This window comes from Allobosea sp. OAE752, assembly GCF_050433265.1.
GTDB classification, from domain to species: Bacteria; Pseudomonadota; Alphaproteobacteria; order Rhizobiales; family Beijerinckiaceae; genus Allobosea; species Allobosea spartocytisi.
This window is the reverse complement of sequence record NZ_JBNPXO010000005.1, coordinates 58,551-83,018: the sequence shown is the minus strand read 5'-3', so window position 1 is coordinate 83,018 and position 24,468 is coordinate 58,551. Positions and strand designations below refer to the sequence as shown.

The window sequence follows — 24,468 nt, the reverse complement described above, 5'->3', positions numbered from 1 at the left end:
CCTGCAATGCCATCATGCGATGAAACGACCGCGGATATCGCGGCTCGCACAGACAGGAAACGAGAAACATGACCGAAATGCAGCCCACCCGGTCCTGTCTCGCCATTGTTCTGGCAGCCGGCGAGGGAACGCGCATGAAATCGCAGCGCCCGAAAGTGCTGCACGAGGTCGGCGGACGGTCGCTGCTCGGGCATGCCCTCTCGGCGGTCGCCGAAGCCGGCGCCGAGGCGGCCGTGGTCGTGATCGGGCCGGACCGGTCGGAGGTCGGGCGCGAAGCCCAGCATTGGTTCCCGACGGCCGAGCTCGTGATCCAGCAGGAGCGGCGCGGCACCGCCCATGCCGTTCTGGCGGCACGCGAGAGCCTGCGCCGCGGCTATGACGACGTCATCGTCGCTTTCGGCGATACGCCCCTGGTGCTGCCCGAGACCTTCGCCGCGCTGCGCGCCGGCCTGGCCGCGGGCGCGGCCGTCGTCGTGCTCGGCTTCGAGGCGCAGGATCCGACCGGCTATGGCCGGCTCATTGAGCGGAATGGTGAGCTCGAGGCCATCGTCGAGCACAAGGACGCGACGGAGCAGCAGCGCGCGATCACGCTCTGCAACGCCGGGCTGATGGCATTGTCAGGCGCCCGCGCGCTGGAGATTCTCGAAGCGATCGGCGACGACAACGCCCAAGGCGAGTTCTACCTGACCGATGCCGTCGCGGTCGCCCGTTCGCGCGGGCTTTCCGCCACCGTGTTGCGCGCGCCGGAGAGCGAGGTCCACGGCGTCAACGACCGCGCTCAACTCGCTGTCGCCGAAGCCGAATTCCAGCGGCGCAAGCGCCTTGCCGTGATGGCGGAGGGAGCGACGCTGATCGCGCCCGAAACCGTCTTCTTCAGCTTCGACACGCAAGTCGGCCGCGATGTCCTGATCGAGCCCAACTGCTTCTTCGGCCCCGGAGTCAGCATCGCTGACGGCGCCGTGATCCATGCCTTCTCGCATTTCGAGGGCGCCGAGATCGGGCCCGCCGCCATGGTCGGCCCCTTCGCCCGCCTGCGTCCCGGCACGAAGCTCGCGGAAAAGGCCAAGGCCGGCAATTTCGTGGAGATCAAGGCCGCCGAGATCGGCGTCGGGGCCAAGGTCAACCATCTGACCTATATCGGCGATGCTTCGGTCGGCGCGGCAGCGAATATCGGCGCCGGCACGATCACCTGCAACTATGACGGCTTCCTCAAGTCCCGGACGACGATCGGCGCCGGCGCCTTCATCGGCTCCAATTCCGCGCTCGTCGCGCCCGTCACGATCGGCGACGGCGCCTATGTCGGCTCCGGCTCGGTCATTACCAATGATGTGGCTCCGGATGCGCTCGCCATCGGCCGCGGCCAGCAAGTGGAGAAGGCTGGCTGGGCCAAGAGGTTCCGGGAAGCGTCGCTCGCCCGCAAAGCGGCCAAGAAAGCGGCGGAATAGGTCGCGAATCGCGTCAAAGCGGCAAGTCGCCGTTCACAGTTCGTCATGCATAGTGATTGGGTCCGCGCGCGTTTCGCGGCTATGCGCTTTGCCTATAGCAATGGCTGAAGGGGATCGCCCATGTGCGGCATCGTCGGGATTCTGGGCAAGGAAGCAGTGGCGACGCAGGTCGTCGAAGCGCTCAGGCGGCTGGAGTATCGCGGCTACGATTCAGCGGGCGTCGCGACGCTCGAGGGCGGCCAGCTCACCCGCCGACGCGCCGAGGGCAAGCTCAAGAATCTCGAGATTCGCCTGTCGAACGAGCCGCTCGAAGGCTTGGTCGGCATCGGCCACACCCGCTGGGCGACCCACGGCAAGCCCAACGAGGTCAACGCCCACCCACACGCGACGTCGAAGCTCGCGGTGGTCCATAACGGCATCATCGAGAATTTCCGCGAATTACGCGCCGAGCTCCAGGCCGATGGCTATGTCTTCGAGACGGAGACCGACAGCGAAATCGTCGCGCATCTCGTCACCCGCGAGCTTGATCGCGGCAAGTCTCCGTCTGATGCGGTGGCTGCGAGCCTCCCGCTTCTGCATGGCGCTTTCGCGCTCGCCTTCCTGTTCCAGGGCGAGGAAGACCTGCTGATCGGCGCCCGCAAGGGCTCGCCACTGGCGGTCGGCATCGGCGATGGCGAGATGTATCTCGGTTCGGATGCGCTGGCGCTCGCGCCCTTCACCAACCTCATCGCCTATCTGGAAGAGGGCGACTGGGTCGTGCTCCACCGCCGTGGCGCGACCTTCTACGACAAGAGCAACACGCAGGTGGAACGCCGCGCCCAGCGCGTCGCCGCCGGCGCCTTCCTGGTCGAGAAGGGCAATCACCGCCATTTCATGGCCAAGGAGATCTACGAGCAGCCGGAGGTCGTCGGCCACACGCTGACGCAGTATCTCGACATGGTTGCCGGCAAGGTGCGTCTGCCCTTCGGCGACAAGATCGACTGGAAGGGCCTCTCGCGACTGACGATCAGCGCCTGCGGCACCTCCTATTATGCCGGCCTCATTGCGAAATACTGGTTCGAGAAGCTGGCACGCCTGCCGGTCGAGATCGATGTCGCCTCGGAATTCCGCTACCGCGAGGCGCCGCTGCCGGAGCAGGGCCTGGCGCTGTTCATCTCGCAGTCCGGCGAAACCGCAGATACGCTCGCCGGGCTGCGCTACGCCCGCCAGAACGGGCAGGCCATTCTCTCGGTCGTCAACGTTCCGACCTCGACCATCGCGCGCGAAAGCGACGCGGTCGCGCAAACGCTCGCCGGCCCCGAGATCGGCGTCGCCTCGACCAAGGCATTCGTCTGCCAGCTTGCGGTTTTCGCCTCGCTCGCGCTCGCTGCAGCGCGGGCCCGCGGCACGCTCTCGGCCGAAGAGGAAGCTGTCCATGTGCAGCACCTGATCGCGCTGCCCGGCCTGATCGCCAAGGCGCTGGAGCTGGAGCCCGAGATCGAAAAGCTCGCCCGCGAGCTCTCCAAGGCCAAGGACGTGCTCTATCTCGGCCGCGGCACCAGCTTCCCGCTGGCGCTCGAAGGCGCGCTGAAGCTGAAGGAAATCAGCTACATCCACGCCGAAGGTTACGCGGCGGGCGAGCTCAAGCACGGGCCGATCGCGCTGATCGACGAGGATATGCCGGTCATCGTCGTCGCGCCTCACGATGCGCTCTTCGAGAAGACAGCCTCCAACATGCAGGAGGTCGCGGCGCGCGGCGGGCGCATCATCCTGATCACCGATGCCAAGGGCGCCGCCGAATGCGGCATCGAGCCCGAGGCGACGATCGTGATGCCGGATATGGACCCCACCTTCGCGCCGATCGTCTACGCCCTGCCGATCCAGATGATCGCCTATCAGACGGCGGTTTTCATGGGCAAGGACGTCGACCAGCCGCGCAATCTGGCGAAATCCGTCACGGTGGAGTGAGGGTGCGGCCGGGGCGCTCAGCGCTCCGGCCGGCTCGCCACATAGGCGCCGGAGGCGATCAGGCAGAGCGCCGTCGTCGCCAGCGCGATCGGCGGCGCCGAGGTCAGCGTCAGCAGCAGGAAGCTCGCCGCCATCGAGCCGCAGGCGAGGAGTTTCGCCCGCCGCGCGATGGCTCCCGTCTCGCGCCAGCGCAGCACATGCGGCCCGAGCTTCGGATGCCCGGTGAGCCAGGCCTCGAAGCGCGGCGATGAGCGCGAGAAGCACCAGGCCGCCAGGATCAGGAAGACGGTTCCGGGCATGACAGGCAAGACCAGCCCGATCGCGCCGAGCACCGTGAAGAGCCAGCCTGCGACGATCAGCACGGGCCGCGTCAGGCGGCGTGGCGGCTGATTGTCGTTCGGCACGGGCTCGATCCTTGCTTGCGGCCGGAAGGGCAGGTACTGGCGGATGCCGCCGTCTCGCCTATCATGTCATATCGCGGCACCGACCGGTGCCGGCAAGGCGACCGGAGAGCGCATCGTTGCCACAGCATTTTCAAGCGAAGTGGATGCCGGTTCGCGTGACGAAAATGCGAGAGGACAAAGAACGCGACCATGACCGCCGGCCCGCCTGATCCGCGCCTCGTCCTGCCGACCGAATTGACGCGCCCGACGCTGGGCACGCGCCTGCGCCGCTATTTCCTGACGGGGCTCGTCATCGCGGCGCCGCTCGCCATCACGGCTTCGGTGACCTGGTGGTTCATCAACTTCATCGACGGGCTGGTGAAGCCGCTCATTCCGAACTCCTACCTGCCCGATACCTATCTGCCGTATCCGATTCCCGGCTTCGGCCTCGTCATCGCGCTGGTCGGGCTGACGCTGCTCGGCTTCCTGACCGCCAATCTCGTCGGGCGCTCGCTGATCAGCGCCGGGGAATCGATCCTCGGCCGCATGCCGGTGGTTCGCGGCCTCTACAAGGGGGTCAAGCAGGTCTTCGAGACCATCTTCTCCCAGTCGGGCACCTCGTTCCGCAAGGTCGGCATGGTGCAGTTCCCGCAACCGGGCATGTGGTCGATCGTCTTCATCGCGCAGGAGGCGGCGCCCGAGATCGCCGACCGCCTGCCGGATGGCGACCAGCAGATCGGCGTCTTCCTGCCCTGCACGCCGAATCCGACGACAGGCTTCTTCTTCTACCTGCCCCGCCGCGAGATCGTGGAACTCTCGATCTCGATCGAGGACGGAGCCAAGCTCATCATGTCGGCCGGTCTGATCCAGCCGGGCGAGGCGGCGCCGAAGCTCGCGCCGCAGCCGGGCTCGATCGTCTGATCAGGGCTGAAGCGCCAGCCAGATCTCCAGCACGCCATTGCCTGTCGTCGGATCGAAACGCTGGTCCATGCGCTCCAGCGTCGGGCCGTCGGCGGGCTTGCGGCCGGATTTCGGCAGCCAGTCGCGCCAGATCGCCTCATAGGTCCGCTTGATCGCCGTGACATGGCCACGGTGCTCGAAGATCGCATAGGTCTGGGCCGGGACGCGGGTGCGGGCGAATTCCGCCGGCAGATTGTCGAAATCCGAAACCGCGACGCCGGCGATGTAATCGAAATTGCCGTTGTCGTCGCAATTATAGCTGACGCCATAGGTCGTGTAGCCGAGCTGGCCGGGAACGTGACCGATATGCGGGGCGAAGCGCTGCCAAAGCGCAGGAATGCCTTCGACCTTGCCGACGGAGAACGAGCCGCCGAGCCCGGCGATCAGCATGGGCTTGCCTTGTTCGATCCGGGGTTCGGGCAACGTGATGGATGTTTCTGCCTGCATGGGAAGGGGTTCCGAGAGACGGATGATGGAGAGATCGCGCCTCGCGCGCAGGGCCTCCGGCGTCATGCCGAACTGCTCGCGGAAGGCGCGGGTGAAGGCTTCGTGCGAGCCATAGCCCCAGCTCAGCGCGACCGAGAGGATATCGGGCGCGCCGTCAGCCAGTTGCCGCGCCGCTTCCGTCAATCGCCGCTCGCGCACATAGCGCATGACGGAGCGCCCGGTGGACGCCCCGAAGGCACGGCAGAGATGGAAGCGCGAGACGCCGCTGACCTCCGCGATCTCGTCGAGCGAAAGCTCGGAGGCGAAGCGGCTCTCGATGCACCAGATGGCTGTCTTGACCGGGTCCATGGTTCCTCCACGAAGCGGCCGAACACTGACGCGAGCGCAACCGGCCCGCTTGATCGGGATTGCTCCGGGCTCAGCCGGCCCTGAGCAAACGGATCGCGACGTCGCGCTCGAACAGATAGAGCAGCACCCGGATCGCCTGGCCGCGCGGCGTCTCCAGATGCGGGTCGCGTTCGATCAGGAGGCGTGCATCATCGCGCGCCGCCGCGAGCAGATCACCATCCGTTTCCGGCCGGGCGATGCGCCAGTCGGGCGAGCCGGATTGCTTCGTGCCGAGCACCTCGCCTTCGCCGCGCAGGCGCAGATCCTCTTCCGCAATACGGAAGCCGTCCTCGGTCTCGCGCATGATGGTGAGCCTGGCCTCGGCGATCGGCCCGAGCGGCCCCTTGTAGAGCAGCAGGCAGGTCGAGGCGGCTGAGCCGCGCCCGATCCGCCCGCGCAATTGATGGAGCTGGGCGAGGCCGAAGCGCTCGGCATGCTCGATCACCATCACGCTGGCATTGGGCACGTCGACGCCGACCTCGATCACTGTGGTCGAAACGAGGATGCGGGTCTGCCCGGCGACGAAGGCAGCCATGGCGGCGTCCTTCTCGCGGCCGGGCATCTGGCCGTGCAGCAGCCCGACCTTGTCGCCGAAGATCTCGCGCAGCGCCTCATAGCGCTCCTGCGCGGCAGCAACGTCGAGCGTGTCGGATTCCTGCACCAGCGGGCAGACCCAGTAGACCTGCTGGCCGTTCTCGACGGCGCGGCCGATGGCGCCGACGACCTCGTCGTAACGCTCCGAGGAGATGGCGCGGGTGACGATCGGCTTTCGGCCCGCCGGCTTCTCCGACAGGATGGAGATGTCCATGTCGCCGAACCAGGTCAGCGAGAGCGTGCGCGGGATCGGCGTCGCGGTCATCACCAGCACATCGACCGCCTCGCCCTTGGAGCCGAGCAGCAGGCGCTGATGCACGCCGAAGCGGTGCTGCTCGTCGACGACAGCCAAGGCGAGGTCATGGAAGGCGACGCCCTCCTGGAACAAGGCGTGGGTGCCGACGGCGATGTCGATGCTGCCATCCGCCAGCCCTTCGAGCACCTGCCGGCGGCCGGCGCCCTTCTCGCGTCCGGTCAGCAAGGCGAGCTTCAGCCCGGCTTGCTCCGCCAGCGGCGCCAGCCTCTCGGCATGCTGGCGAGCGAGGATCTCGGTCGGTGCCATCAGCACCGATTGCCGGCCGGCTTCGGCGGCGGCAGCCATCGCCATCAATGCCACCACGGTCTTGCCGGAACCGACATCGCCTTGCAGCAACCGCAGCATCCGCTCGGGCTTCGCCATATCGCCATGGATATCCGCGATCGCCTTCCGCTGGCCCTCCGTCAATTCGAAGGGCAGGGCGGACTGGATGCGGAAGCGCAAGCCGCCATCGCCCGTGGTGGCGCGACCGGCGATCTTCTTCTGCTGGCGGCGCACCAAAGCGAGCGCGATCTGGCTCGCCAGCAATTCGTCATAGCCGATGCGCCGACGCGCGACGGTATCGCCCTCGGCGGCCTTGCGGTCGACAGGGTGATGCAGGGCTTCAATCGCTGCATGGAAGGAGGGAAAATCGCTTTTGGCCAGGAAGCCGGAATCCTGCCATTCCGGCATGTCGGGGCAGCGCTCGGCCGCCGCCTGCGCGATGCGCATCATGACGCGCGCGCCGATACCTTCCGTCAGCGGATAGACCGGCTCGAAGGCCGGCAGCGTCGCAGCGAGCTTGGGATCGAGGATGCGCTCGGGATGGACCATCTGGCGCATGCCTTCCCAGAGTTCGAGCTTGCCCGAGATGATGCGGTAGGCTCCAACCGGCAGAGTCTGGGCGAGATGGCGTGAATCGGCGTGGAAGAAGACGAGCGTGACGTCGCCGGTCTCGTCCTCGACGATGATCCGATAGGGCGCCTTCTTGCCGGCCGGGGCAGGGCGGTGCTCGCTGACGCGGGCCGCAAAGGTCGCGATATCGCCGATCGGGGCTTCGGCAATCGAAGGGCTCGGCCGGCGGTCGACCGCGCCGGTCGGCAGATGGAACAGGAGGTCGATGACGCGCGCAGGCCTTGTCTCGTCGCCGAGGAAGCGGTCCAGAACCTTGCCGAGCTTCGGCCCGACGCCGGAGAGCGTCGTGGCGGAAGCGAAGAGCGGATCGAGGATCGAAGGGCGCAAGACGTCTCAGCGATATGTCAGGAGCGCGAAGATCGCGGCCGCTTGGCCGCTGACTTCGCCGGGTTGGGTCGTTATATAACGCGCTAAGGCAGGCTCCGCGACGGGGCCGGCCCGTTCGTCATTGCGCCATCCCCCAGGTTTTCGGACCTGATCTTTTCTTGCCGAGGTTCCCATGTCCGGCTCGACCCGTTCCAGCGCCGATCTCGACCCGCGCCGCCGCAAGATCCTGTTCCGCGCCTGGCATCGCGGCATGCGCGAGACGGACCTGATCATGGGCCGCTTCGCCGACGAGGCGATCGCCGGCTTCAGCGAGGCGGAGCTCGACGAGTTCGAGCGGCTGATCGAGGTGCAGGATCGCGACCTACTCGGCTGGATCACCGGCGAGATCGCCGTGCCGGAAAACTACGACACGGAACTGTACCGGCGGCTGAAGGCGTTTCACCACCACGACAAGCCGATTCATGTGTGAGCACCGATGAAGTGTGCGCCGTCATCCCGGGCGTAGCGAAGCATAGACCCGGGATCCATTCCGGAACGCTGCCGATAGAGATTGAGGCATGGATCCCGGCTCGGCGCCGCTTCGCGGCTTGTCCGGGATGACCTGAGATTTTTGGACGAACGACGATCGAATGAGCATTCCTCCTCCCAGCCAGGTTGCCAAGCCGCAGCTCGACCGCCTGCTCGACGCACTGAACCGCGGCGACAAGCCGACGCTCGCCGGCGTGCCCGATGGATTCGACGCCGTCGTCCTCGCCGATCTCACCCGCGCCCGGGCGAAGAAGGCCGAGGGGGCAGCGCTGCTCGTCTTCGTCGCCCGCGACGGCCAGCGCCTGCAGGTGCTGGAGAACGCGCTGCAATTCGTCGCGCCCGATCTCGAGGTGATGAGCTTCCCGGCCTGGGACTGCCAGCCCTATGACCGTGTTTCCCCGGCGCCGGCCATCGTCGCGCACCGGATGACGACGCTCTCACGCCTGGCCAAGACCAAGTCGGGTGACCGGCCGCGCCTGCTGCTGACAACCGTCAACGCCGCGCTCCAGCGCGTACCGGCTTTCGGCAAGGTCGCGTCCGAGAGCTTCTCGGCGGCGCCGGGCAACATGGTCGATATCGAGGAGCTGGCGCGCTGGCTCGACATCAACGGCTATCTGCGCACCTCGACCGTCCGCGAGACCGGCGAATTCGCCGTGCGCGGCGGCATCGTCGACCTGTTCCCGCCGGGCATGCCGGCGCCGATCCGGCTCGATTTCTTCGGCGATACGCTGGAATCGATCCGCACCTTCGATCCGGAGACGCAGCGCACCACCGGGCAATTGCGCGGACTCGACCTCGTGCCGATGTCCGAAGCGCAGATGACGAGCGAGAGCATCCGTCGCTTTCGCCAGTCCTATATTTCCACATTCGGCACGCCCGGCCGCGACGACACGCTCTATGAGGCCGTCAGCGAAGGCCGCCGTCCGGCCGGGCTGGAGCACTGGCTGCCCCTGCTGGCCGAAAAGCTCGATACGCTCTTCACCTATCTGCCCGACGTCCCGCTCGTACTCGACCATCAGGCCGAGGACGCGGTCGGCGAGCGCATCAGCCTGATCAAGGACTATTACGACGCCCGCAAGGCTGCGCTCGACCAGGGCGGGGCGGGCGGCATCCCCTACAAGCCGCTGCTCCCCGATGCGCTCTATCTCTCGCCGGCCGAATGGCGCGGCATCGTCGATGCCGCGGGCGTCGCGACACTCACGCCCTTTCAGTTGCCGGACAGCGAGGGCAAGCTCATCCTCGATCTCGGCGGCAAGCAGGGCCGCAGCTTCGCGGCCGAGCGCGCCGGCGAGTCCGGCAGTGTCTTCGAGGCCGCCGTCGCCCATGTCCGCGCGCTGGAAGCCGACGGCAAGCGCGTCATCCTCGCCGCCTGGTCGGAAGGGTCGCGCGAGCGCCTGGCCCATGTCCTCGAGGATCACGGGCTGAAGAGCGTCCAGATGACCGGCTCGCTGCGCGCGGCCTTCGATCTCAAGCCCGGCACGGTCGCGCTCGCGGTCTGGGGTTTCGAGAGCGGTTTCGAGGCCGGGCGCCTTGCCGTCATCGGCGAGCAGGACATTCTCGGCGACCGCCTCGTGCGTCCACGCCGCAAGACCAAGCGACCGCAGGATTTCATCGCGGAGCTGTCGTCGCTCGTGCCGGGCGATCTCGTCGTCCATGTCGATCACGGCATCGGCCGCTTCATCGGCCTGCAGTCGATCACGGCCGCCGGCGCTCCCCATGATTGCCTGGAGATCCATTACGCCGGCGATTCCAAGCTGTTTTTGCCGGTCGAAAACATCGAGCTTCTGTCCCGCTACGGCTCCGAGGACACCGAGGTCCAGCTCGACCGGCTCGGCGGCGGCGGTTGGCAGGCGCGCAAGGCCAAGCTCAAGCAGCGCATCCGCGAGATGGCGGGCAAGCTCATCCAGATCGCGGCGGCGCGCGCGCTCAAGGACGCGCCGCGCCTCGTGCCACCGGATGGGCTCTACGACGAATTCGTCGCCCGCTTCCCCTTTGAGGAGACGGAAGACCAGCAAAACACCATCGATGCGGTGCTGGACGATCTCGCGGCCGGGCGCCCGATGGACCGGCTCGTCTGCGGCGATGTCGGCTTCGGCAAGACCGAGGTCGCACTGCGGGCCGCTTTCGCGACCGCGCTCAACGGCAAGCAGGTCGCGGTCGTGGTGCCGACGACGCTGCTGGCGCGTCAGCATTACCGCAACTTCGCGGATCGTTTTGCCGGCTTACCTGTCAATGTCGGGCAGGCCTCGCGCTTCGTCGGCTCGGCCGATCTCAAGGCAGTGAAGCAGGGCGCGAGAGACGGCACGATGGACATCGTCGTCGGAACCCATGCCCTGCTCGGCAAGGGCGTCGACTTCAAGGATCTCGGCCTCGTCATCGTCGACGAGGAGCAGCATTTCGGCGTCGCCCATAAGGAGAAGCTGAAGGAATTGCGCGCCGAGGTGCATATGCTGACGCTCTCGGCGACGCCGATCCCGCGCACGCTCCAGCTCGCCATGACCGGCGTGCGCGAGCTCTCGATCATCGCGACGCCGCCGGTCGATCGTCTCGCCGTGCGCACCTTCGTCACGCCCTTCGACCCGCTGATCGTGCGGGAGGCCTTGCTGCGCGAGCGCTACCGGGGAGGGCGCTCCTTCTATGTCGTGCCGCGCATCGAGGACATCGCCGAGGTCAAGGATTTCCTCGACAAGCAGGTGCCGGAGGCCAAGGTCGGCATCGCCCATGGCCAGATGGCGGCGGGCACGTTGGAGGACGTGATGACGGCCTTCTATGACGGCCAGTACGACATCCTGCTCTCGACCACGATCGTCGAGTCGGGCCTCGATATCCCGACCGCGAATACGCTGATCGTGCATCGCGCCGACATGTTCGGCCTCGCCCAGCTCTACCAGCTCAGGGGCCGCGTCGGTCGCTCGAAGACGCGGGCCTATGCGCTCTTCACCGTCCCGGCCAACCGCAAGCTCACCGAGCAGGCCGACAAGCGGCTGAAAGTGCTGCAGTCGCTCGATACGCTCGGCGCCGGCTTCCAGCTCGCCAGCCACGACCTCGACATTCGCGGCGCCGGCAATCTCCTCGGCGACGAGCAGTCCGGCCATATCAAGGAGGTCGGCTACGAGCTCTACCAGCAGATGCTGGAGGAGGCCGTGGCAGCGCTCAAGGCCGGCATCGAGTTCGAGACCGAGACGCAATGGTCGCCGGCGATCCAGGTCGGTGCGCCCGTCATGATCCCCGAGCACTATGTCGCCGACCTGACGCTGCGGCTGACGCTCTACAAGCGCCTCTCGACCATGGACGACGATGCCGAATTGCAATCCTTCGGCGCCGAACTGGTCGATCGCTTCGGCCCGCTGCCGGAGGAGGTCAACCAGTTGCTGGAGATCGTCGCGATCAAGGCGCTCTGCAAGCGCGCCAATGTCGAGAAGGTCGAGGCCGGGCCGAAGGGCATCATCGTCGCCTTCCGCAACAACGAATTCGCCAATCCGGAAGGGCTGGTTTCGTATGTCGCGAAGATCGGCACGCTGGCGAAGGTGCGCCCCGACATGCGTGTCGTCTTCATCGACGATTTCGACAGCGTCGAGCAGCGGCTGAAGGCGACGCGCCGCCTGCTCACAGATCTCGCCCGCATCGCCGAACGCAAGAAGGCAGCCTGAGATCGGGGCCGGACCGCAGACTGTTCCGGCAGCCTGCGGTTGACCCAGAGCGGTGCATCGGTCGATAGTGCCGCCAGTCATGTTCCGTGAGCATCGGCCCGAACAGTCGGAAAACGCCGATGCAAAGCAAAAACCACAGCAAGATGGGGCGATCATGCTGTCGATTTCGAACCGGACTGCCCTGTGCCTGACAGGGATCGCGCTATCGGGCTGCATGCAGTCCATGCCGACGGCGGAAAGCTTGACCAAGCCGACGGTCGAAGCCTTTGCGCGGCTGAGTTCCTGGACGCCGTGGAAGCCGACGCCTGAGCAGGCGCCGCCTCTGGTGATCGCAGACACGCCTCCCGCCCGGCAGGAGATTGTAGCCGTGCCGCTCTCCGAGCCCGCCATCCAGCTGAAGGAACTGCGCCGGCCGGTCGAACGGCACCGGCCTCAGCAGACCGCAAGGCTGTCGACGGCCCGGACTGTGCCGGTTTCGGCGGGGCCGGTCCGCGCGACAGTTCCGCAGGAGAGCGCGCCGCTGCTCCCTGCCAAGGTGTCCTGCCAGACGACGAACCAGCCGGGCGAGCGCGTCAGGATGGAATGCAAGGCCGTCGAGTGAGGCGGTCGCGCCGCCGCCTCGATGCATGTCTGCCTGTCAGAAGTAGCGCACGTCCTCGGCCTCGACACTGAGCGGATCTTTGCCGCGCTTCGTCAGCCATGAGTAAACCGGCGGCACCCGGTCCGCGATCGATTCGACGTGGATGTCGATCAGGCACGGCCCGTCGGTGTAGGCGAAGGCTTTGGCCAGCGCCGCGTCGAGTTCCTCTGAGTTCGTCGCGGTCCAGGCTTTCACATCGAAGGCTTCGGCGATGGCCTGCCCGCGCGGCGGCGTAAAATCGACGCCGAAGCACTGGTTATGGCCTTTCAGGCGATGCAGGCCCTTGATCCATCCGAAAGTGCCGTTGTTGAACAGCAAGAGGATGGCTGGAACCTGCAACCGGACCAGCGTCTCCAATTCGCCGACCGACATCCCGAATGATCCATCGCCGAACATGCCGATGGGCCGGCGTTCCTTGTCCGCGAACCAGGCGCCGACAGTCGCCGGCAGCGCCGAACCGAGGCCGCCGAAGGCGCGCGGGATGGCGAAGCGCGTTCTGCGATCCTTGAGCTTGAGGAAACGCGTCATGTGAGGCGTCGGCGTGCCCGCATCCGAATAGATGTGAGCCGGCTTGCCGTAGAGCTCCAGAGCCTCGTTGAAGCAGCGCACGGCCCGTTCCGGCCGCAGAGGCGTCGCCTCCGAGCTCAACAGGGCTTCGGCATTCGCCCAGAAATTCGCGCGCAGCTCGTTGAGCTGATCCACCCAACCCTGCGTCCGGCCGGCATCGTTCTCGGCGGGAGCCATCTCGATCAGGCGTCGCAGGACGAGGCTGGCGTCGCCCTGGACCGACACCACGTTCTGATAATTGTTCGCCATGACCTCCGGATCGATATCGATCTGGGCGACGCGCTTGTTCAGCGTGATCTTCGGGAAGGTCCAGCCGATGGTGACGACCGAACCCATCCGCGAGCCCACGAAGAGCACGAAGTCGGCATGTTCCAGCGCCCAATTGGCATGCGGATGGAAGCCGTTGTCGCCGATGACGCCGACCGCGAGGCGATGGTCGTCGGGCATGGTGCCCTGTCCGGTCATCGTCGTGCAGACGGGGATGTTCAGGCGCTCGGCCAGCTCGGTGACGTCCGGGCCGGCGCAGGAGCGGTTGACGCCGCCCCCCGAGACGATCAGCGGGCGCTTGCTGCCGGTCAGCAGCGATATCAGCGTGTCGAGCTTTTCCGGGGCAGGGAGCGTCGGATAGGCCGGAAACTCCATGCATTCCGTCTCGACATGCATGGAGATGCGGGCCGGATCGACCTCCGCCATCAGCATATCCTCCGGAATCTGCAGGTGAACGGCGCCGGGCTTGCCGGAGGTCGCGACGCGAAAGGCGCGGCGGATGATCTCCGGCAGCTTTTCCGCCGACTTGACCTGCACGGACATCTTGGTGATCGGCTCGAAAAGACGTGCGCAATCGAGCTCGGTCAGGACGCCGCGGCCCTCGCCCGGCAGGGGAATGTCGATCGTCAGGAGAATGACGGGAACCGAGGAGGCGTTGGATTCCGCGACCGGCGGCAGCGAATACATGGCACCGGCGCCCGACGGGCACTCGAAAACGCCCGGCTTCCTGGTGAAGCGGCCATAGGCGTCGGCCATGTAGCCCGCCGAACGCTCGTCGCGCGCCATGACATGGCGAATGCGGCCCTCGTTCTGTTGCAGCGCTTCATAAAGCGGCACGTTCGTGTCGCCCGGCACGCCGAAGATCACCTCGACGCCATAGCCGATCAGCATCTCGACCAGGATATCCGCGCCACGCATGTCCGAGTTCTCCTTCAATGTCCTGCAATGTCTTGGTATCGACCGGGCCGTTGAGCCGGGAAGCGGGCGGTTCGTTTCGCATTCATTAGCCGCCTGTCCGGGACGGCGGGTTGGCTCGAGCTGCCGCAACCGACGATGCCGGCCCTCATGGCTCGATCCGTCCGAGCCTGAAGCGCCGGGGCGAGTACGGGCCGATGTCGAAGGCGCCTGGCAGCCCCGCCAGATGCTCGGCCACGATGCGGCCTGTCACAGGCCCTGAGGCAAAGCCGACATGACCATGTCCGAAGGCGTAGAAGACATTCGGGGATCGCGTGGATCTTCCGATGACCGGGAGGCCGTCCGGCGTCGACGGGCGATGCCCCATCCATTTGTCGACGCTCAGTTCCTGCATCCGGGCCAGCGCAGGGTAGGTCCGGCGGGCATGGCCGATCAGGATATCGACGCGGCTCCAGTTCGGGGGCGTATCGATTGATGCCAGCTCGACCTGGCCGGACAGGCGCAGGCCCGCCAGCGTCGGCGTGTTCGCCATCTTGCCGTCGCTCGGCATGACCGGGTGGCGCGGTCCTCCCGCATTCAGGGGAATGACGCCGTGATAGCCCCGCTCGCTTTCAAGCGGGATCTCGTCGCCGGCACCGCTGGCCAGTCTCTTCGACCATGCCCCTGCGGCCACGACGGCCTGATCGCATGCGATCAGGCCGATATCGGTTCGGACGCCGACGAGCCGTTCGCCGGCGAACACGAATCCGCCCGCCTTGGCCCGGATCACCTTTGCTCCCCGGGCGGCTGCCATCTCGACGATCTTCGAGACGTAGCGGCCTGGATCGACGCAATGCGCGCCGTCCTCGGCGAGAATCCCGAACCCGTAATGCCGATCGAGATCCGGCTCCCTTTCGGCCAGAGCCGTGGCGTCGAGTTCCCGCCACCGAAGCCCGGTCATCCGCCGCAGATGCCAGGACAGCGCCTCCGCCTCGAAGGCACGCCTGTCCGGATAGGCGTAGAGCAGCCCTTCGCAGCGGATCAGTTCCGGCGTGCCGAGCTCATCGCTCAAGGCTTGGTGGCGCTGCGGGCTGTCATGGAGCAGTTGGCTCAGCGCCTGGGCGGTTGCCTCGACGCGCGGGACGGAGGAGCCCGCCCAGAGGAAGCGAAGCAGCCACGGCAGCAGCCGCGGGACATGCCGCCAGCGAATGACGAGGGGGCTGTCGGGATTCAGCAGATAGCCGGGGATCTTTTTCCAGAGGCCGGGCATCGACATCGGGACGACGGATGCCGGGCTGATCCAGCAGCCATGGCCATAGCTCGCGGACTGCCTGCCCGCCGGCTCGCCGATGTCGATCAGGGTCACCGCATGGCCCGCGCGCACGAGTTCGAGCGCGCTGCAGGCGCCGACGATGCCGCTGCCGATGACCAATGTGTGCGTTCTGGCGGCGTTGGGCATAACCATATCCCCTGGAATTTGGGCAATAGTTCTCGTCTCCGTCACGGCGGGGCCGTGAGCGGCTCAGGAAAAGCGGTGGTGCTTTCAGTCGGGCGTCAGCGCTCGGCGAGGATGCGCGCGTTCGATCTCAGCGAGCGCTCGGACACGCGAATTCCCAGACCTGGTCCATCGGGCACGACGACCTCGCCGTTGCGGTTCTCGATCTTCTCCTCGAGCACGTCTTCGGTGAGGACGTGATGCGGCATGTAGAATTCGCAGCCCAGCGAGATGCCCGGCGTCGCCGCGATGAACTGCGTCCCGGCCGCGAGGGCGATGCCGCCCTCGTAAAGCGTTCCGCCATAGCCGGGGATGCTGGCGAGATCGGCCAGCGCCATCAGCGCCTGCGCGTTGAGCATGCCGCCGGTCTTCATCAGTTTCACCGAGATGGCGTCGGCGGCCTGCAGCCTGATGATCTCCTGCAGATCGCGGGCATCGAAACAGCTCTCGTCGGCGAGGATCGGGGTGTCCAGGTCCGCGGTGAAAGAGGCCATGGCCGCCAGGCAATCGCGCGGCACAGGCTGCTCGATGAAGGTCGGCTTGAACTGGTCGACGTCGCGCAGCTTCTTGATGGCGCCGAATGGCTGGAGCGCCTGATTATAGTCGATGCGCAGGTCGATCCGGTCGCCGAATGCGTTCCGCATCGCCTCGAGATGAGCGACGTCCTCGGCATGGCTCTTCACCCCGGTCTTCACCTTGAAGATCCGGTTGCCCTTCGGAACCATCTCCTCCATGCGCCGCATATCCGCGTCGAAATCCGGATCGGCGATGGAGAAGGAGAGGGGGATGGTGTCGCGAACCCGGCCGCCGAGCAGATCCGCGATCGAGAGCCCCGACGACTGCCCGAGAATGTCGAACATCGCGGTCTCGATCGCGAGCTTGGCTTCGCCATGTCCGACGAGCGCCTTCTTCATCTGCAATGTCAGAGCGCGGATGCGATCGACCCGGGCGCCGATGACGAGCGGGCGCAGATAGATGTCGAGGGCCGCGACGGCGGCCTCGGCCGTGCCGGTGAAGACCTCCCACGGCGCAGCCTCGCCCCAGCCGACGATGCCCGAGGAGGAGGTCAATTCGACGAGGACGCGCTTCACCGTGCCCTTGACGTCGCCGACGCCCTGTTGCCTCGCCATCTTGATCGGGCTTTCGATCAGGAAGACGCGCAAATTGCTGACTGTTTCCATCGTATCGAACTCTTGTGCAGGCGTTTACCGGGGCGACGCGCCCTTATGGAAATGGCTCAGGAACGTCTTCGTCGCGTCCATCCTCGGCGTGTCGATCACCTCGCGCGCCGGGCCCTCTTCCACGACGTAGCCGTCGCGCATGAAGACCACGCGGTCCGCGACATCGCGCGCGAAGGTGATCTCGTGCGTGACGATCACCATCGTCATGCCGTCGGCGGCGAGCTTCTGCATCGCTTGCAGGACTTCGCCGACGAGCTCGGGGTCCAGCGCCGAGGTCACCTCGTCGAACAGCATGACCTCCGGCTCCATGGCCAGAGCGCGGGCAATCGCGACGCGCTGCTTCTGGCCGCCCGACAGCGTGTCGGGCATCTGCGAGGCACGGTCCGCGAGCCCGACCTTTTCGAGCTGCGCCATCGCCTGGTCGGTCGCCGTCTTCCGGTCCAGCCCCTTCACATGGATGGGGGCCTCGATGACGTTGCCCAGCACCGACATGTGCGGGAACAGGTTGAAGCTCTGGAACACCATGCCGGTGCGGGTGCGGAACGCGGCCAGCGATCTGGTCTTGGGCTGCTGGACCGATTTCCCGAACTGGAAGCTGGCTTCCCCGACGCGGATGGTTCCGTCATCGGGGGTCACCAGCAAGTTGATGCATCTCAGCAGCGTCGACTTGCCCGATCCCGACGGCCCCAGCAAAGCGACGACGCCGCCTTGCTCGACCTGCAGGTTGATGTCCTTCAAGACCTCCAGCTGGCCGAAGCATTTCCGCAACCCGGAGATCTCGATCATCGGCGTTTTCGCTGTCATCGGGCCTCTCCCAGGCGGCGCTCGCGGCGGCGGACATACAGCGTCAGGGGGAAGAGGATCATGAAATAGGCGACCGCCACGGCCGAGTAGGTTTCCAGCGGGCGGAAGCTGTCATGGGCCGCGATCTGGCCCTGATAGACCAGGTCGGGAACAGCGAGAACCGACACCAGGGAGGTGTTCTTGAACTGCAGGATCGACTGGTTCATCAGCGCCGGGAGCATCCGGCGCAGAGCCTGGGGCAGGATGATGCGGCGCATGGCCAGCGCAGGCGTCATTCCCAACGCCGAAGCGGCTTCGGACTGACCGGGGTCGATCGAGACGATGCCGCCACGGATGATCTCGGCGTAGAACGAGCCGCCATAGCAGGAGAGGGCGAGAAGCGACGCGGTGATCGGGGTCATTTCGATGCCCGCGATCATCGGCAGCGCATAGTAGCACCAGATCAGCTGCACCAGGACCGGCGTGCAACGAAAGACCTCGATGAAGCCGAGCGCGAACCCGCGCAGAATCCTGAAGCGGGACAGCAGGCAGATGGCCGCGGTCATGCCGATGGCCAGGCCGCCGACGACCGTCGCGGCCGTGAAAGCCACAGTCACGCCCAGACCCTGCAGGAGCAACCAGCGGTAGCCCCACAGGATGGAGAAATCCCATTCATACATGGTGGTGAAGTCCCGTGATCGAAATCGAGCATGGAGGGGCTTAAAGCCCCGCCATATTAGACCATCAGATTTCGAATCCGGGGGGGAAGTCGCTTTCCTTGACGCCGACGAGTTCCATGTTCTTCACGACGGCGTTCTTGATGAAGCCGCTGTCGCGTTCCTTGCTGATCCAGCCATCCACGAATTCGCGCCAGGACTGATCGGCCTCACGCCGGAAGCCCGCATTCGAGGTGGTGAAATCGGCCGGAGTCGGCATGACGATCTCGCCGAGCGCGGCGTTCTTGGCGCGCAGCGAGAGCGAGAGGATCAGAACCAGACACTGCGCATCGACGCGCCCGGCCTGCAAGGCAGCGGTCGCGTCGCTGGCCGTCTTCAATCGCGAGATCTGGGCATTGGGCGCGAGGCGGGTGACGGCGGCGTCATGCGACGAACCGGCATCGACCGCGATCCGCATTTCCGGCTTGTTGAAGTCGCTCCAGCTCTTCGCTCCCAGGCCCTTCTTGGTGACCATCGTGAAGGCGTTCTTGAAGACCGGGCCGGAGAAATCGATGACCTTCTGCCGTTCCGGCGTGGGGTTGAGGCCGAAGAAGACGTCGATCTTGTCGGCCTGGAGATCCAGCACCGAGTTGCCCCACGTCGTTTCCAGGATCGACATCTTCACGCCGAGATCGTCCGCGAGCTTCTTGCAGATATCGATGTAGAATCCGCGCCAGCTGCCGTCGGTGACGCTCTTCTGATAGTAGGGAGCCCCGTCCGCCACGGCTGCGATCCGAAGGGTGCCTGACGCTTTGATCCGCTCCAGGGAACCGGCCGCCAAAGCGCCTTTCCCCGTATAGAGACCGGCTGCTCCGGCAACCGCGCCAAAGCCGATCAGCTTGTTGAACTCACGCCTGTCCATACTCTTCCCCTCTCCAGTTCACATCCGGCGGCTCTGGCTTTCTGCGCCTGAGCTGTTGCCTGTCCCCTCGGATCAGTCGCTCAGGCTCTCTTTATCGAGCCGGACGGACCGAGTTTGACCGGCTCCCCGATGAAACAAAAACGTTGAAAATTTCATCTAGGATGACTTTTAATCATGATGGCCACCGAGGTTCTCATGAGACGTTACCTACCGTCGCTCTCAGCTTTGCACGCATTTGAGGCGGCAGCGCGATTCATGAATTTCACCAAGGCGGCGGAGGATCTGGGCCTCACGCAGAGCGGCATCAGCAGGCAGATCCACAATCTGGAGAAATTTCTCGGCGTGCCGTTGTTCCACCGGTCGGGACCACGTCTGGTTCTGACGGAAGTCGGCGCGAACTATTACCGGGACCTCGCGCTGACGCTGGACAAGCTCCAGGAAATCACCATCGACGCCGTGCGGGGGCGCTCCGTCGATAGCTCCCTCATGATCGGCACCCATCCGACATTGGGCGCGCGCTGGCTCCCCAGGCGGATCGAAACATTCATCCGCGCGCATGCGGAGATCCCGATCGAAGTCACGCTGGCGCCCGCGGATCTGGACTTCGAAACCACGCGCCTCGACATCGCCATTCTGCGAGGGGTCGGGACCTGGCTGAACGCCAGGTCGGTCGAATTGTTTGCCGAAGAGATTGCCATTGTGGCTTCGCCCAAGCTGGTGGAGCTCGGAACGAAGCTTGAAAACGAGGATTTCGCGAAATTCCCGATGCTGCAGAACGCCAGCCGCCCCAGCATGTGGCTGCATTGGCTGCGGCTTTCCGGGCTCAACTATCAGGGCCGAATTCAGGGAACCCGGTTCGCGCACACCGAGATGCTCATCAATGCCGCGGTCCAGGGCATCGGCATTGCCATCGTGCCCGTCTGCTACATCGAAGCCGAGCTCGCTCGAAACGAACTCCATATGCCGTTTGGACCGCCGATCTTGTCGGGCGACTCCTATTATGCGGTGTATCCCGAAAGAAAGGCGCAATTGCCGAGCGTGGTGGCGTTCCGCGGCTGGGTCACGCGCGAGACGCGAACCTATCGAAAGCTGAAGACGCAGTAATGCGCGTCGCATCCGTCGTTCGGCAGGGCGGCTGAAGGTACCGGGCGATGATCTGACCGGCCTTCCGAAAAGCGACCCGCCGTGAAGTAGGCTTTTGAGCTTTTGGAAGATGCCCTGTGGCTGCCCATACCGGCCGGCGCAACGCGCCTCCCGACGACGGCCCTGGAACGCAGCTTGCCCCGGTAGCCCGCACAGGACCGGGAGATGTCATCGTGGGTCAGACTAAGTATCGTCACGACACAAGCCGCACCGCGGTTGTCTCGTTTCAAGCCTCTGAGCGGCATGAGCAGATCGCTTGGCTCAAGGACTTTGCTGTCGGCCTGGCGGTCGCCATCGGCGCCGGAACCGTGTTCGCCCTGGCGATGTCCTTGTGTCACGCGGTCTGGACCGCGCTGAGCTGACTTCGATCGATAGCGGCCTCAGGCTGCCGCAGCACGATCGAGTTTCGGAACGACGGCGTCGATGAACCTGTCCATCGTTGCTTCACCCATATCCACGGCCTTGGCACCTTCACCGTGGATGATCCTCACATCGGTGATGCCGAGGACGTTGAGAATGGCCGTGAGGTATCGCGGGGCAAAATTGAGGTGGTCGATGGGCGAGGCCTCGCCATAGATGCCGCCGGATGCCAGCACCACGGTGGCCTTCTTGCCGATCAGCAGTCCCTTGCCGTCGAAGCCAAGTGTTACGCCCTTGCGCACGATGTGATCGATCCAGGCTTTGAGGCTGGCCGGGATATTGTAGTTGTAGACCGGCGTGGCGATGACAAGCTCGTCAGCTGCCAGCAATTCGGCAACCAGCGCGTCCGAGAGGCGCAGTTGCTCGGCCATGTCCGAGGTATGGGCATGCGGTGGCGTGAAATAAGCCGATAACCACGGCATGGTCACGTGCGGCAGCGCATCCACGGCCAGGTCGCGCCGCACGATCGCGCCATCGGGGTGCACCTCGAGCCAATTGGCGACAAGGCGTTTGGTCAGCTGACGGGAAATCGAAGCCTCGCCGCGCGCGCTGGTTTCGACAACGAGAAGGTTGGGCATGGCGTCCTCAAGGCTTGGGCTGAACAGCCGGAACAGATGTGGACGATATGTAGGGCTTTCTATTCAGCGGCGAGAGCGATAATAAAGTGATCATCTCTATCGGCTAATGAGATGGATTATGATCGGCAGTCTCAGCCTCGACCAATTGCGCGTCCTGGTGACGATTGCTGATACCGGCAGCTTTTCAGCGGCCGGGCGGCAATTGCGCCGCGCGCAATCGGCAATCAGCCAGTCGGTAGCGACATTGGAAGCCGCGCAGGGCGTCCAGCTCTTTGACCGCAGCACCCATCGCCCCCGCCTGACTGAAACGGGCCGGGTTCTGGTCGATCAGGCCCGGCTGGTGCTTTCGAGCGCGGCACGCTTCGAGGCCGTCGCCATCGGTGCGCGAGGCGGGATCGAGCCCGAGCTCGCCCTGGCCATAGATCCGCTGGTGCCCACCGCCCCGCTCATCGAAAGCCTGCGCGCTTTGCACCAGGCCTATCCGCATCTTCCCATCAGCTTCTCGACCGAGGGGCTGGGCGGGGCGCTGCGTCGTTTGCGCAGCGGCGACGTCGCACTGGCCTTCTGCCTGCTGCTGCCGGTGGTGCCCGAGGACGTCGTGGCTTCGCCGATCCTGCGCGTGGCGCTGACGCCCGTGGTCAGCGCCGAACACCCATTGGCAGTGCTTGGTCGTCCGGCAACCCGCGACGACCTGGAGCGCCATATCCAGCTCGTCCTGTCCGATCCGGTCGATCGGGAAGCGAACAATTACGGCCTGGCCAGCGCCACGCGGTGGCGCTTTGTCGACCTCGGCCGCAGACTGGATTTCCTGCTGGCCGGCTTCGGCTGGTGCCGCATGCCGGAGTATCTGATTGCCGATCATCTCGCAGCCGGCAATCTGGTTCGGCTCGAGCTGGCCGAAGATGCCCGTGACCCGGCGAACGCCCTGACCATCTACGCCGCCCGCATGGCGGACCATGTACCTGGCCCGGCTGGCCGGTGGCTCCTTAACGACCTGCAGGCCCGGCTGTCGCTCTGATCCGGTCAAACAGTTTTCGTCAGTATCGCCTCGAAGATGACATGTCAGTCGCCAGAACCAGCAAGGTTCATGTCACCTTGCTCAGTTCACGGACGGGGAGACGGCTGATGCTGTATCCTGTGGCTGTTTCAGCCGCGCGGCGCAGCATGGCCGGGTCTGACACTCCCTGATGGTCCAGCCGCGGCGTATAGGGCGCCTCCAGCCGTGCCGCCTCCTCGTCGGTGAGGCTGATCGACAGGGATGCCACGGCGTCGTCGATATGCTCTGCTTTCAGCGCACCGACGATCGGAGCTGCCACCACAGGATTGCGACGCAACCAGGCCAGCGCAATCATGGGCCGGCCGACGCCCCGTTCTTCCGCAATCGCCCCCACCGCATCGACAATCAGCTTGTCGCTGTCGGCCGTGGCTGCTCCTAGCTTGTAGACCGCTTCGCTTTCCGCTCGTGCAGTGGTCACACCCCACGGCCGGGCCAGCCGGCCGCGGTTGAGAGGGCTGTAGATGATGGTCTGCACCCCTTCATCGATGCAAAGCGGATGCATCTCGCGCTCTTCCTCGCGGTCGAGAAGATTGTAGCTATCCTGCATCGACACGAAGCGGGCCCAGCCATTGGATTCCTGCAGGTGTAGCGCTTTGCCGAATTCCCAGGCCTTCATGGACGATGCGCCGAGATAGCGGACCTTGCCGGCCTTGACGACATCGTTCAGGGCCGCGAGCGTTTCTTCCCAGGGGGTGGTCCTGTCACGACGATGGATTTGGTAGAGGTCGATATAGTCGGTGCCCAGGCGCCTGAGGCTCATATCGACTTCGGTCATGATCGCCTTGCGCGATAGCCCCATACTATTGGGTCCGTCGCGCATGGGGGCGCTGAGTTTGGTGGCGATCACCACGTTTTCGCGGTGTGCAAAGTCCTTCAGGGCCCGCCCGAGGATCTCCTCGCTGGAACCGTTCGAATACAAATTGGCGGTGTCGAAGACATTGATGCCCGCCTCGAGTGCATGGCGAACGAGACGTCGACTTGCTTCCTCGTCGAGCGACCAGGAAGGGTAACCGCGCGACGGGTCCCCGAACCCCATACAGCCAATAGCGATAGGCGAAATATCGAGGCCCGTCCGGCCGAGCTTGGCATATTGCATGTCCGTCTCCACATGCACTATATTCGGACAACTGTCCGCTTATTGCCAAATAACGGACAATTGTCCGCTTAGTCAAGAGGCGATATGGCTGCACAAGAGGATGGATTGCGAGCGGACGCCCGCGCCAACCGTGATCGCATCCTCGAGGTGGCACGAAAGGCCCTGACCGCCGATCCCGAAACGCCGCTCAGCGCCATCGGCAAGGCAGCCGGAGTCGGGCAAGGCACGCTCTATCGGCACTTCCCGACGCGGGAAGCTCTGGCCCTGGCGATTTATCGCAAGGAGATCAACGCCCTTGCGGCTCTCGCATCCACGCTTCTGCAGGAGCATCCGCCGCTGGAGGCATTTCGTCTGTGGTGCGCCCAGGTGGCGGATTCCAGCGCCATGAAGCGCGGCGTGGCAAAACTTCTGCAAGGGGCCACGTCCGAGGATGACGAACGCGAAACCTATCAGCAGATGCTGTTGGCAGTGCGTTCACTCATCGCTGCATGCGAGACCGCCGGCGCGATTGATCGCGATGCAAATGCCGATGATGTTTTGATGCTTCTCGGAGTCCTCTGGCAAATCCCATCCCATCGCGGCAGGGATGCTCAGGCAGCGAGGATCATAGCGCTCATCTTCAGGGGGTTGGGTGCCGAAGACGAGCCAGGCAGCCTCGCTGGACCATGAAGCTCGTTCTGTGTTGGAGCGCGTGTCGGGGGTATGGTTCGCTATGCCAGTTGGCGGCGATGCAGTGATCGGCAACCAATGGCGGAAGGGGTGGGATTCGAACCCACGGTGGGCTTGCACCCACGGCGGTTTTCAAGACCGCTGCCTTAAACCACTCGGCCACCCTTCCGGTGGCCCGTTCAATGCCGCTCGCCCACAGATTTTGCAAGTGGCCCGGAAGCT

General features: G+C 65.2%; 21 protein-coding genes and 1 tRNA gene. 10 read left to right on the top strand and 12 right to left on the bottom strand.

Annotated elements, in window-relative coordinates; all coding sequences use genetic code 11:
- Positions 1 to 77: 77 nt before the first annotated feature.
- Complete coding sequence (glmU, locus tag GGC47_RS14455; RefSeq protein ID WP_142021073.1) at positions 78 to 1,445, top strand: bifunctional UDP-N-acetylglucosamine diphosphorylase/glucosamine-1-phosphate N-acetyltransferase GlmU; 1,368 nt, start codon at positions 78 to 80, stop codon at positions 1,443 to 1,445.
- Positions 1,446 to 1,565: 120 nt separating this feature from the next.
- Positions 1,566 to 3,392, top strand: coding sequence for a glutamine--fructose-6-phosphate transaminase (isomerizing) (gene glmS / locus GGC47_RS14450; protein ID WP_142020922.1), 1,827 nt, complete (start codon positions 1,566 to 1,568; stop codon positions 3,390 to 3,392).
- Positions 3,393 to 3,409: 17 nt separating this feature from the next.
- Here glmS and GGC47_RS14445 read toward each other — a convergent pair whose 3' ends face one another.
- Positions 3,410 to 3,796, bottom strand: coding sequence for a YbaN family protein (locus GGC47_RS14445; protein WP_318652288.1), 387 nt, complete (start codon positions 3,794 to 3,796; stop codon positions 3,410 to 3,412).
- A gap of 189 nt (positions 3,797 to 3,985) precedes the next feature.
- On the opposite strand from GGC47_RS14445, the gene GGC47_RS14440 reads away from it, so the two are divergent.
- The gene (locus GGC47_RS14440) at positions 3,986 to 4,696 is read left to right on the top strand and encodes a DUF502 domain-containing protein (RefSeq protein WP_081925617.1); all 711 of its coding nucleotides are present in this window, start codon (positions 3,986 to 3,988) and stop codon (positions 4,694 to 4,696) included.
- Here GGC47_RS14440 and GGC47_RS14435 read toward each other — a convergent pair whose 3' ends face one another.
- Positions 4,697 to 5,530 (bottom strand): AraC family transcriptional regulator, encoded by an 834-nt coding sequence (locus GGC47_RS14435; RefSeq protein WP_142020923.1) that lies wholly within the window; start codon positions 5,528 to 5,530, stop codon positions 4,697 to 4,699.
- Positions 5,531 to 5,600: 70 nt separating this feature from the next.
- Positions 5,601 to 7,700 carry an ATP-dependent DNA helicase RecG gene (gene recG / locus GGC47_RS14430; protein ID WP_142020924.1) on the bottom strand — a complete coding sequence of 700 codons (2,100 nt, stop codon included), beginning with the start codon at positions 7,698 to 7,700 and terminating at the stop codon, positions 5,601 to 5,603.
- Between the two features lie 172 nt (positions 7,701 to 7,872).
- On the opposite strand from recG, the gene GGC47_RS14425 reads away from it, so the two are divergent.
- The 3 genes from GGC47_RS14425 to GGC47_RS14415 all read left to right on the top strand — a co-directional run bounded on the left by GGC47_RS14425 (position 7,873) and on the right by GGC47_RS14415 (position 12,479).
- The gene (locus GGC47_RS14425; protein WP_113252330.1) at positions 7,873 to 8,169 is read left to right on the top strand and encodes an FAD assembly factor SdhE; all 297 of its coding nucleotides are present in this window, start codon (positions 7,873 to 7,875) and stop codon (positions 8,167 to 8,169) included.
- Positions 8,170 to 8,329: 160 nt separating this feature from the next.
- A complete protein-coding gene (mfd, locus tag GGC47_RS14420; protein ID WP_142020925.1) occupies positions 8,330 to 11,878 on the top strand; it encodes a transcription-repair coupling factor in 3,549 nt (1,182 codons plus the stop codon).
- A gap of 154 nt (positions 11,879 to 12,032) precedes the next feature.
- A complete protein-coding gene (locus GGC47_RS14415) occupies positions 12,033 to 12,479 on the top strand; it encodes a hypothetical protein (protein ID WP_429068434.1) in 447 nt (148 codons plus the stop codon).
- Positions 12,480 to 12,515: 36 nt separating this feature from the next.
- Here the strand turns inward: GGC47_RS14415 and GGC47_RS14410 are convergent, their stop codons facing one another.
- The 6 genes from GGC47_RS14410 to GGC47_RS14385 form a co-directional block, all read right to left on the bottom strand.
- On the bottom strand, positions 12,516 to 14,270 hold the full coding sequence (locus GGC47_RS14410; RefSeq protein WP_142020927.1) for a thiamine pyrophosphate-binding protein: 1,755 nt from the start codon (positions 14,268 to 14,270) through the stop codon (positions 12,516 to 12,518).
- A 145-nt stretch (positions 14,271 to 14,415) separates the two neighbouring features.
- Positions 14,416 to 15,705, bottom strand: coding sequence for an NAD(P)/FAD-dependent oxidoreductase (locus GGC47_RS14405; protein WP_142020928.1), 1,290 nt, complete (start codon positions 15,703 to 15,705; stop codon positions 14,416 to 14,418).
- 95 nt (positions 15,706 to 15,800) lie between these two features.
- Entirely contained in the window at positions 15,801 to 16,922 is a 1,122-nt protein-coding gene (locus GGC47_RS14400; protein ID WP_112762218.1) for an enolase C-terminal domain-like protein, read from the bottom strand.
- A gap of 24 nt (positions 16,923 to 16,946) precedes the next feature.
- Positions 16,947 to 17,726 carry an amino acid ABC transporter ATP-binding protein gene (locus GGC47_RS14395; RefSeq protein WP_370954285.1) on the bottom strand — a complete coding sequence of 260 codons (780 nt, stop codon included), beginning with the start codon at positions 17,724 to 17,726 and terminating at the stop codon, positions 16,947 to 16,949.
- Positions 17,723 to 18,385 carry an amino acid ABC transporter permease gene (locus GGC47_RS14390; RefSeq protein ID WP_038367365.1) on the bottom strand — a complete coding sequence of 221 codons (663 nt, stop codon included), beginning with the start codon at positions 18,383 to 18,385 and terminating at the stop codon, positions 17,723 to 17,725. Before GGC47_RS14390 ends, GGC47_RS14395 begins: the two co-directional genes overlap by 4 nt.
- Positions 18,386 to 18,449: 64 nt before the next feature.
- Positions 18,450 to 19,283 (bottom strand): transporter substrate-binding domain-containing protein, encoded by an 834-nt coding sequence (locus tag GGC47_RS14385; RefSeq protein WP_038367363.1) that lies wholly within the window; start codon positions 19,281 to 19,283, stop codon positions 18,450 to 18,452.
- Positions 19,284 to 19,457: 174 nt separating this feature from the next.
- On the opposite strand from GGC47_RS14385, the gene GGC47_RS14380 reads away from it, so the two are divergent.
- The gene (locus GGC47_RS14380; RefSeq protein ID WP_248312670.1) at positions 19,458 to 20,387 is read left to right on the top strand and encodes a LysR substrate-binding domain-containing protein; all 930 of its coding nucleotides are present in this window, start codon (positions 19,458 to 19,460) and stop codon (positions 20,385 to 20,387) included.
- Between the two features lie 212 nt (positions 20,388 to 20,599).
- On the top strand, positions 20,600 to 20,788 hold the full coding sequence (locus GGC47_RS14375) for a hypothetical protein (RefSeq protein ID WP_113252323.1): 189 nt from the start codon (positions 20,600 to 20,602) through the stop codon (positions 20,786 to 20,788).
- A gap of 18 nt (positions 20,789 to 20,806) precedes the next feature.
- On the opposite strand, the gene GGC47_RS14370 is transcribed toward GGC47_RS14375, so the two are convergent.
- Positions 20,807 to 21,424: an FMN-dependent NADH-azoreductase gene (locus GGC47_RS14370; RefSeq protein WP_113252322.1), complete on the bottom strand. Its 618-nt coding sequence runs from the start codon at positions 21,422 to 21,424 to the stop codon at positions 20,807 to 20,809.
- Positions 21,425 to 21,542: 118 nt separating this feature from the next.
- Between GGC47_RS14370 and GGC47_RS14365 the strand changes: the two genes are divergently transcribed.
- Positions 21,543 to 22,442 carry a LysR family transcriptional regulator gene (locus GGC47_RS14365; RefSeq protein WP_429068433.1) on the top strand — a complete coding sequence of 300 codons (900 nt, stop codon included), beginning with the start codon at positions 21,543 to 21,545 and terminating at the stop codon, positions 22,440 to 22,442.
- A gap of 67 nt (positions 22,443 to 22,509) precedes the next feature.
- Here GGC47_RS14365 and GGC47_RS14360 read toward each other — a convergent pair whose 3' ends face one another.
- Positions 22,510 to 23,577 carry an aldo/keto reductase gene (locus GGC47_RS14360; protein WP_429068432.1) on the bottom strand — a complete coding sequence of 356 codons (1,068 nt, stop codon included), beginning with the start codon at positions 23,575 to 23,577 and terminating at the stop codon, positions 22,510 to 22,512.
- Positions 23,578 to 23,661: 84 nt separating this feature from the next.
- On the opposite strand from GGC47_RS14360, the gene GGC47_RS14355 reads away from it, so the two are divergent.
- Complete coding sequence (locus GGC47_RS14355) at positions 23,662 to 24,246, top strand: TetR/AcrR family transcriptional regulator (RefSeq protein ID WP_185747833.1); 585 nt, start codon at positions 23,662 to 23,664, stop codon at positions 24,244 to 24,246.
- Positions 24,247 to 24,325: 79 nt separating this feature from the next.
- On the opposite strand, the gene GGC47_RS14350 is transcribed toward GGC47_RS14355, so the two are convergent.
- A tRNA-Ser gene (locus tag GGC47_RS14350) sits at positions 24,326 to 24,415 on the bottom strand.
- Between the last annotated feature and the right edge of the window lie 53 nt (positions 24,416 to 24,468).

What these genes read in the sequence shown, in the direction of transcription:
- glmS (WP_142020922.1), top strand. Translation starts at nt 1,566, where the DNA reads ATGTGCGGCATCGTCGGGATTCTGGGCAAGGAAGCAGTGGCGACGCAG.
- glmU (WP_142021073.1), top strand. Translation starts at nt 78, where the DNA reads ATGCAGCCCACCCGGTCCTGTCTCGCCATTGTTCTGGCAGCCGGCGAG.
- GGC47_RS14365 (WP_429068433.1), top strand. Translation starts at nt 21,543, where the DNA reads ATGATCGGCAGTCTCAGCCTCGACCAATTGCGCGTCCTGGTGACGATT.
- GGC47_RS14440 (WP_081925617.1), top strand. Translation starts at nt 3,986, where the DNA reads ATGACCGCCGGCCCGCCTGATCCGCGCCTCGTCCTGCCGACCGAATTG.
- GGC47_RS14360 (WP_429068432.1), bottom strand. Translation starts at nt 23,577, where the DNA reads ATGCAATATGCCAAGCTCGGCCGGACGGGCCTCGATATTTCGCCTATC.
- mfd (WP_142020925.1), top strand. Translation starts at nt 8,330, where the DNA reads ATGAGCATTCCTCCTCCCAGCCAGGTTGCCAAGCCGCAGCTCGACCGC.
- GGC47_RS14380 (WP_248312670.1), top strand. Translation starts at nt 19,458, where the DNA reads ATGATGGCCACCGAGGTTCTCATGAGACGTTACCTACCGTCGCTCTCA.
- GGC47_RS14410 (WP_142020927.1), bottom strand. Translation starts at nt 14,270, where the DNA reads ATGCGTGGCGCGGATATCCTGGTCGAGATGCTGATCGGCTATGGCGTC.
- GGC47_RS14435 (WP_142020923.1), bottom strand. Translation starts at nt 5,530, where the DNA reads ATGGACCCGGTCAAGACAGCCATCTGGTGCATCGAGAGCCGCTTCGCC.
- GGC47_RS14390 (WP_038367365.1), bottom strand. Translation starts at nt 18,385, where the DNA reads ATGTATGAATGGGATTTCTCCATCCTGTGGGGCTACCGCTGGTTGCTC.
- GGC47_RS14370 (WP_113252322.1), bottom strand. Translation starts at nt 21,424, where the DNA reads ATGCCCAACCTTCTCGTTGTCGAAACCAGCGCGCGCGGCGAGGCTTCG.
- GGC47_RS14415 (WP_429068434.1), top strand. Translation starts at nt 12,033, where the DNA reads ATGCTGTCGATTTCGAACCGGACTGCCCTGTGCCTGACAGGGATCGCG.
- GGC47_RS14355 (WP_185747833.1), top strand. Translation starts at nt 23,662, where the DNA reads ATGGCTGCACAAGAGGATGGATTGCGAGCGGACGCCCGCGCCAACCGT.
- GGC47_RS14385 (WP_038367363.1), bottom strand. Translation starts at nt 19,283, where the DNA reads ATGGACAGGCGTGAGTTCAACAAGCTGATCGGCTTTGGCGCGGTTGCC.
- GGC47_RS14395 (WP_370954285.1), bottom strand. Translation starts at nt 17,726, where the DNA reads ATGACAGCGAAAACGCCGATGATCGAGATCTCCGGGTTGCGGAAATGC.
- GGC47_RS14425 (WP_113252330.1), top strand. Translation starts at nt 7,873, where the DNA reads ATGTCCGGCTCGACCCGTTCCAGCGCCGATCTCGACCCGCGCCGCCGC.
- GGC47_RS14400 (WP_112762218.1), bottom strand. Translation starts at nt 16,922, where the DNA reads ATGGAAACAGTCAGCAATTTGCGCGTCTTCCTGATCGAAAGCCCGATC.
- GGC47_RS14405 (WP_142020928.1), bottom strand. Translation starts at nt 15,705, where the DNA reads ATGCCCAACGCCGCCAGAACGCACACATTGGTCATCGGCAGCGGCATC.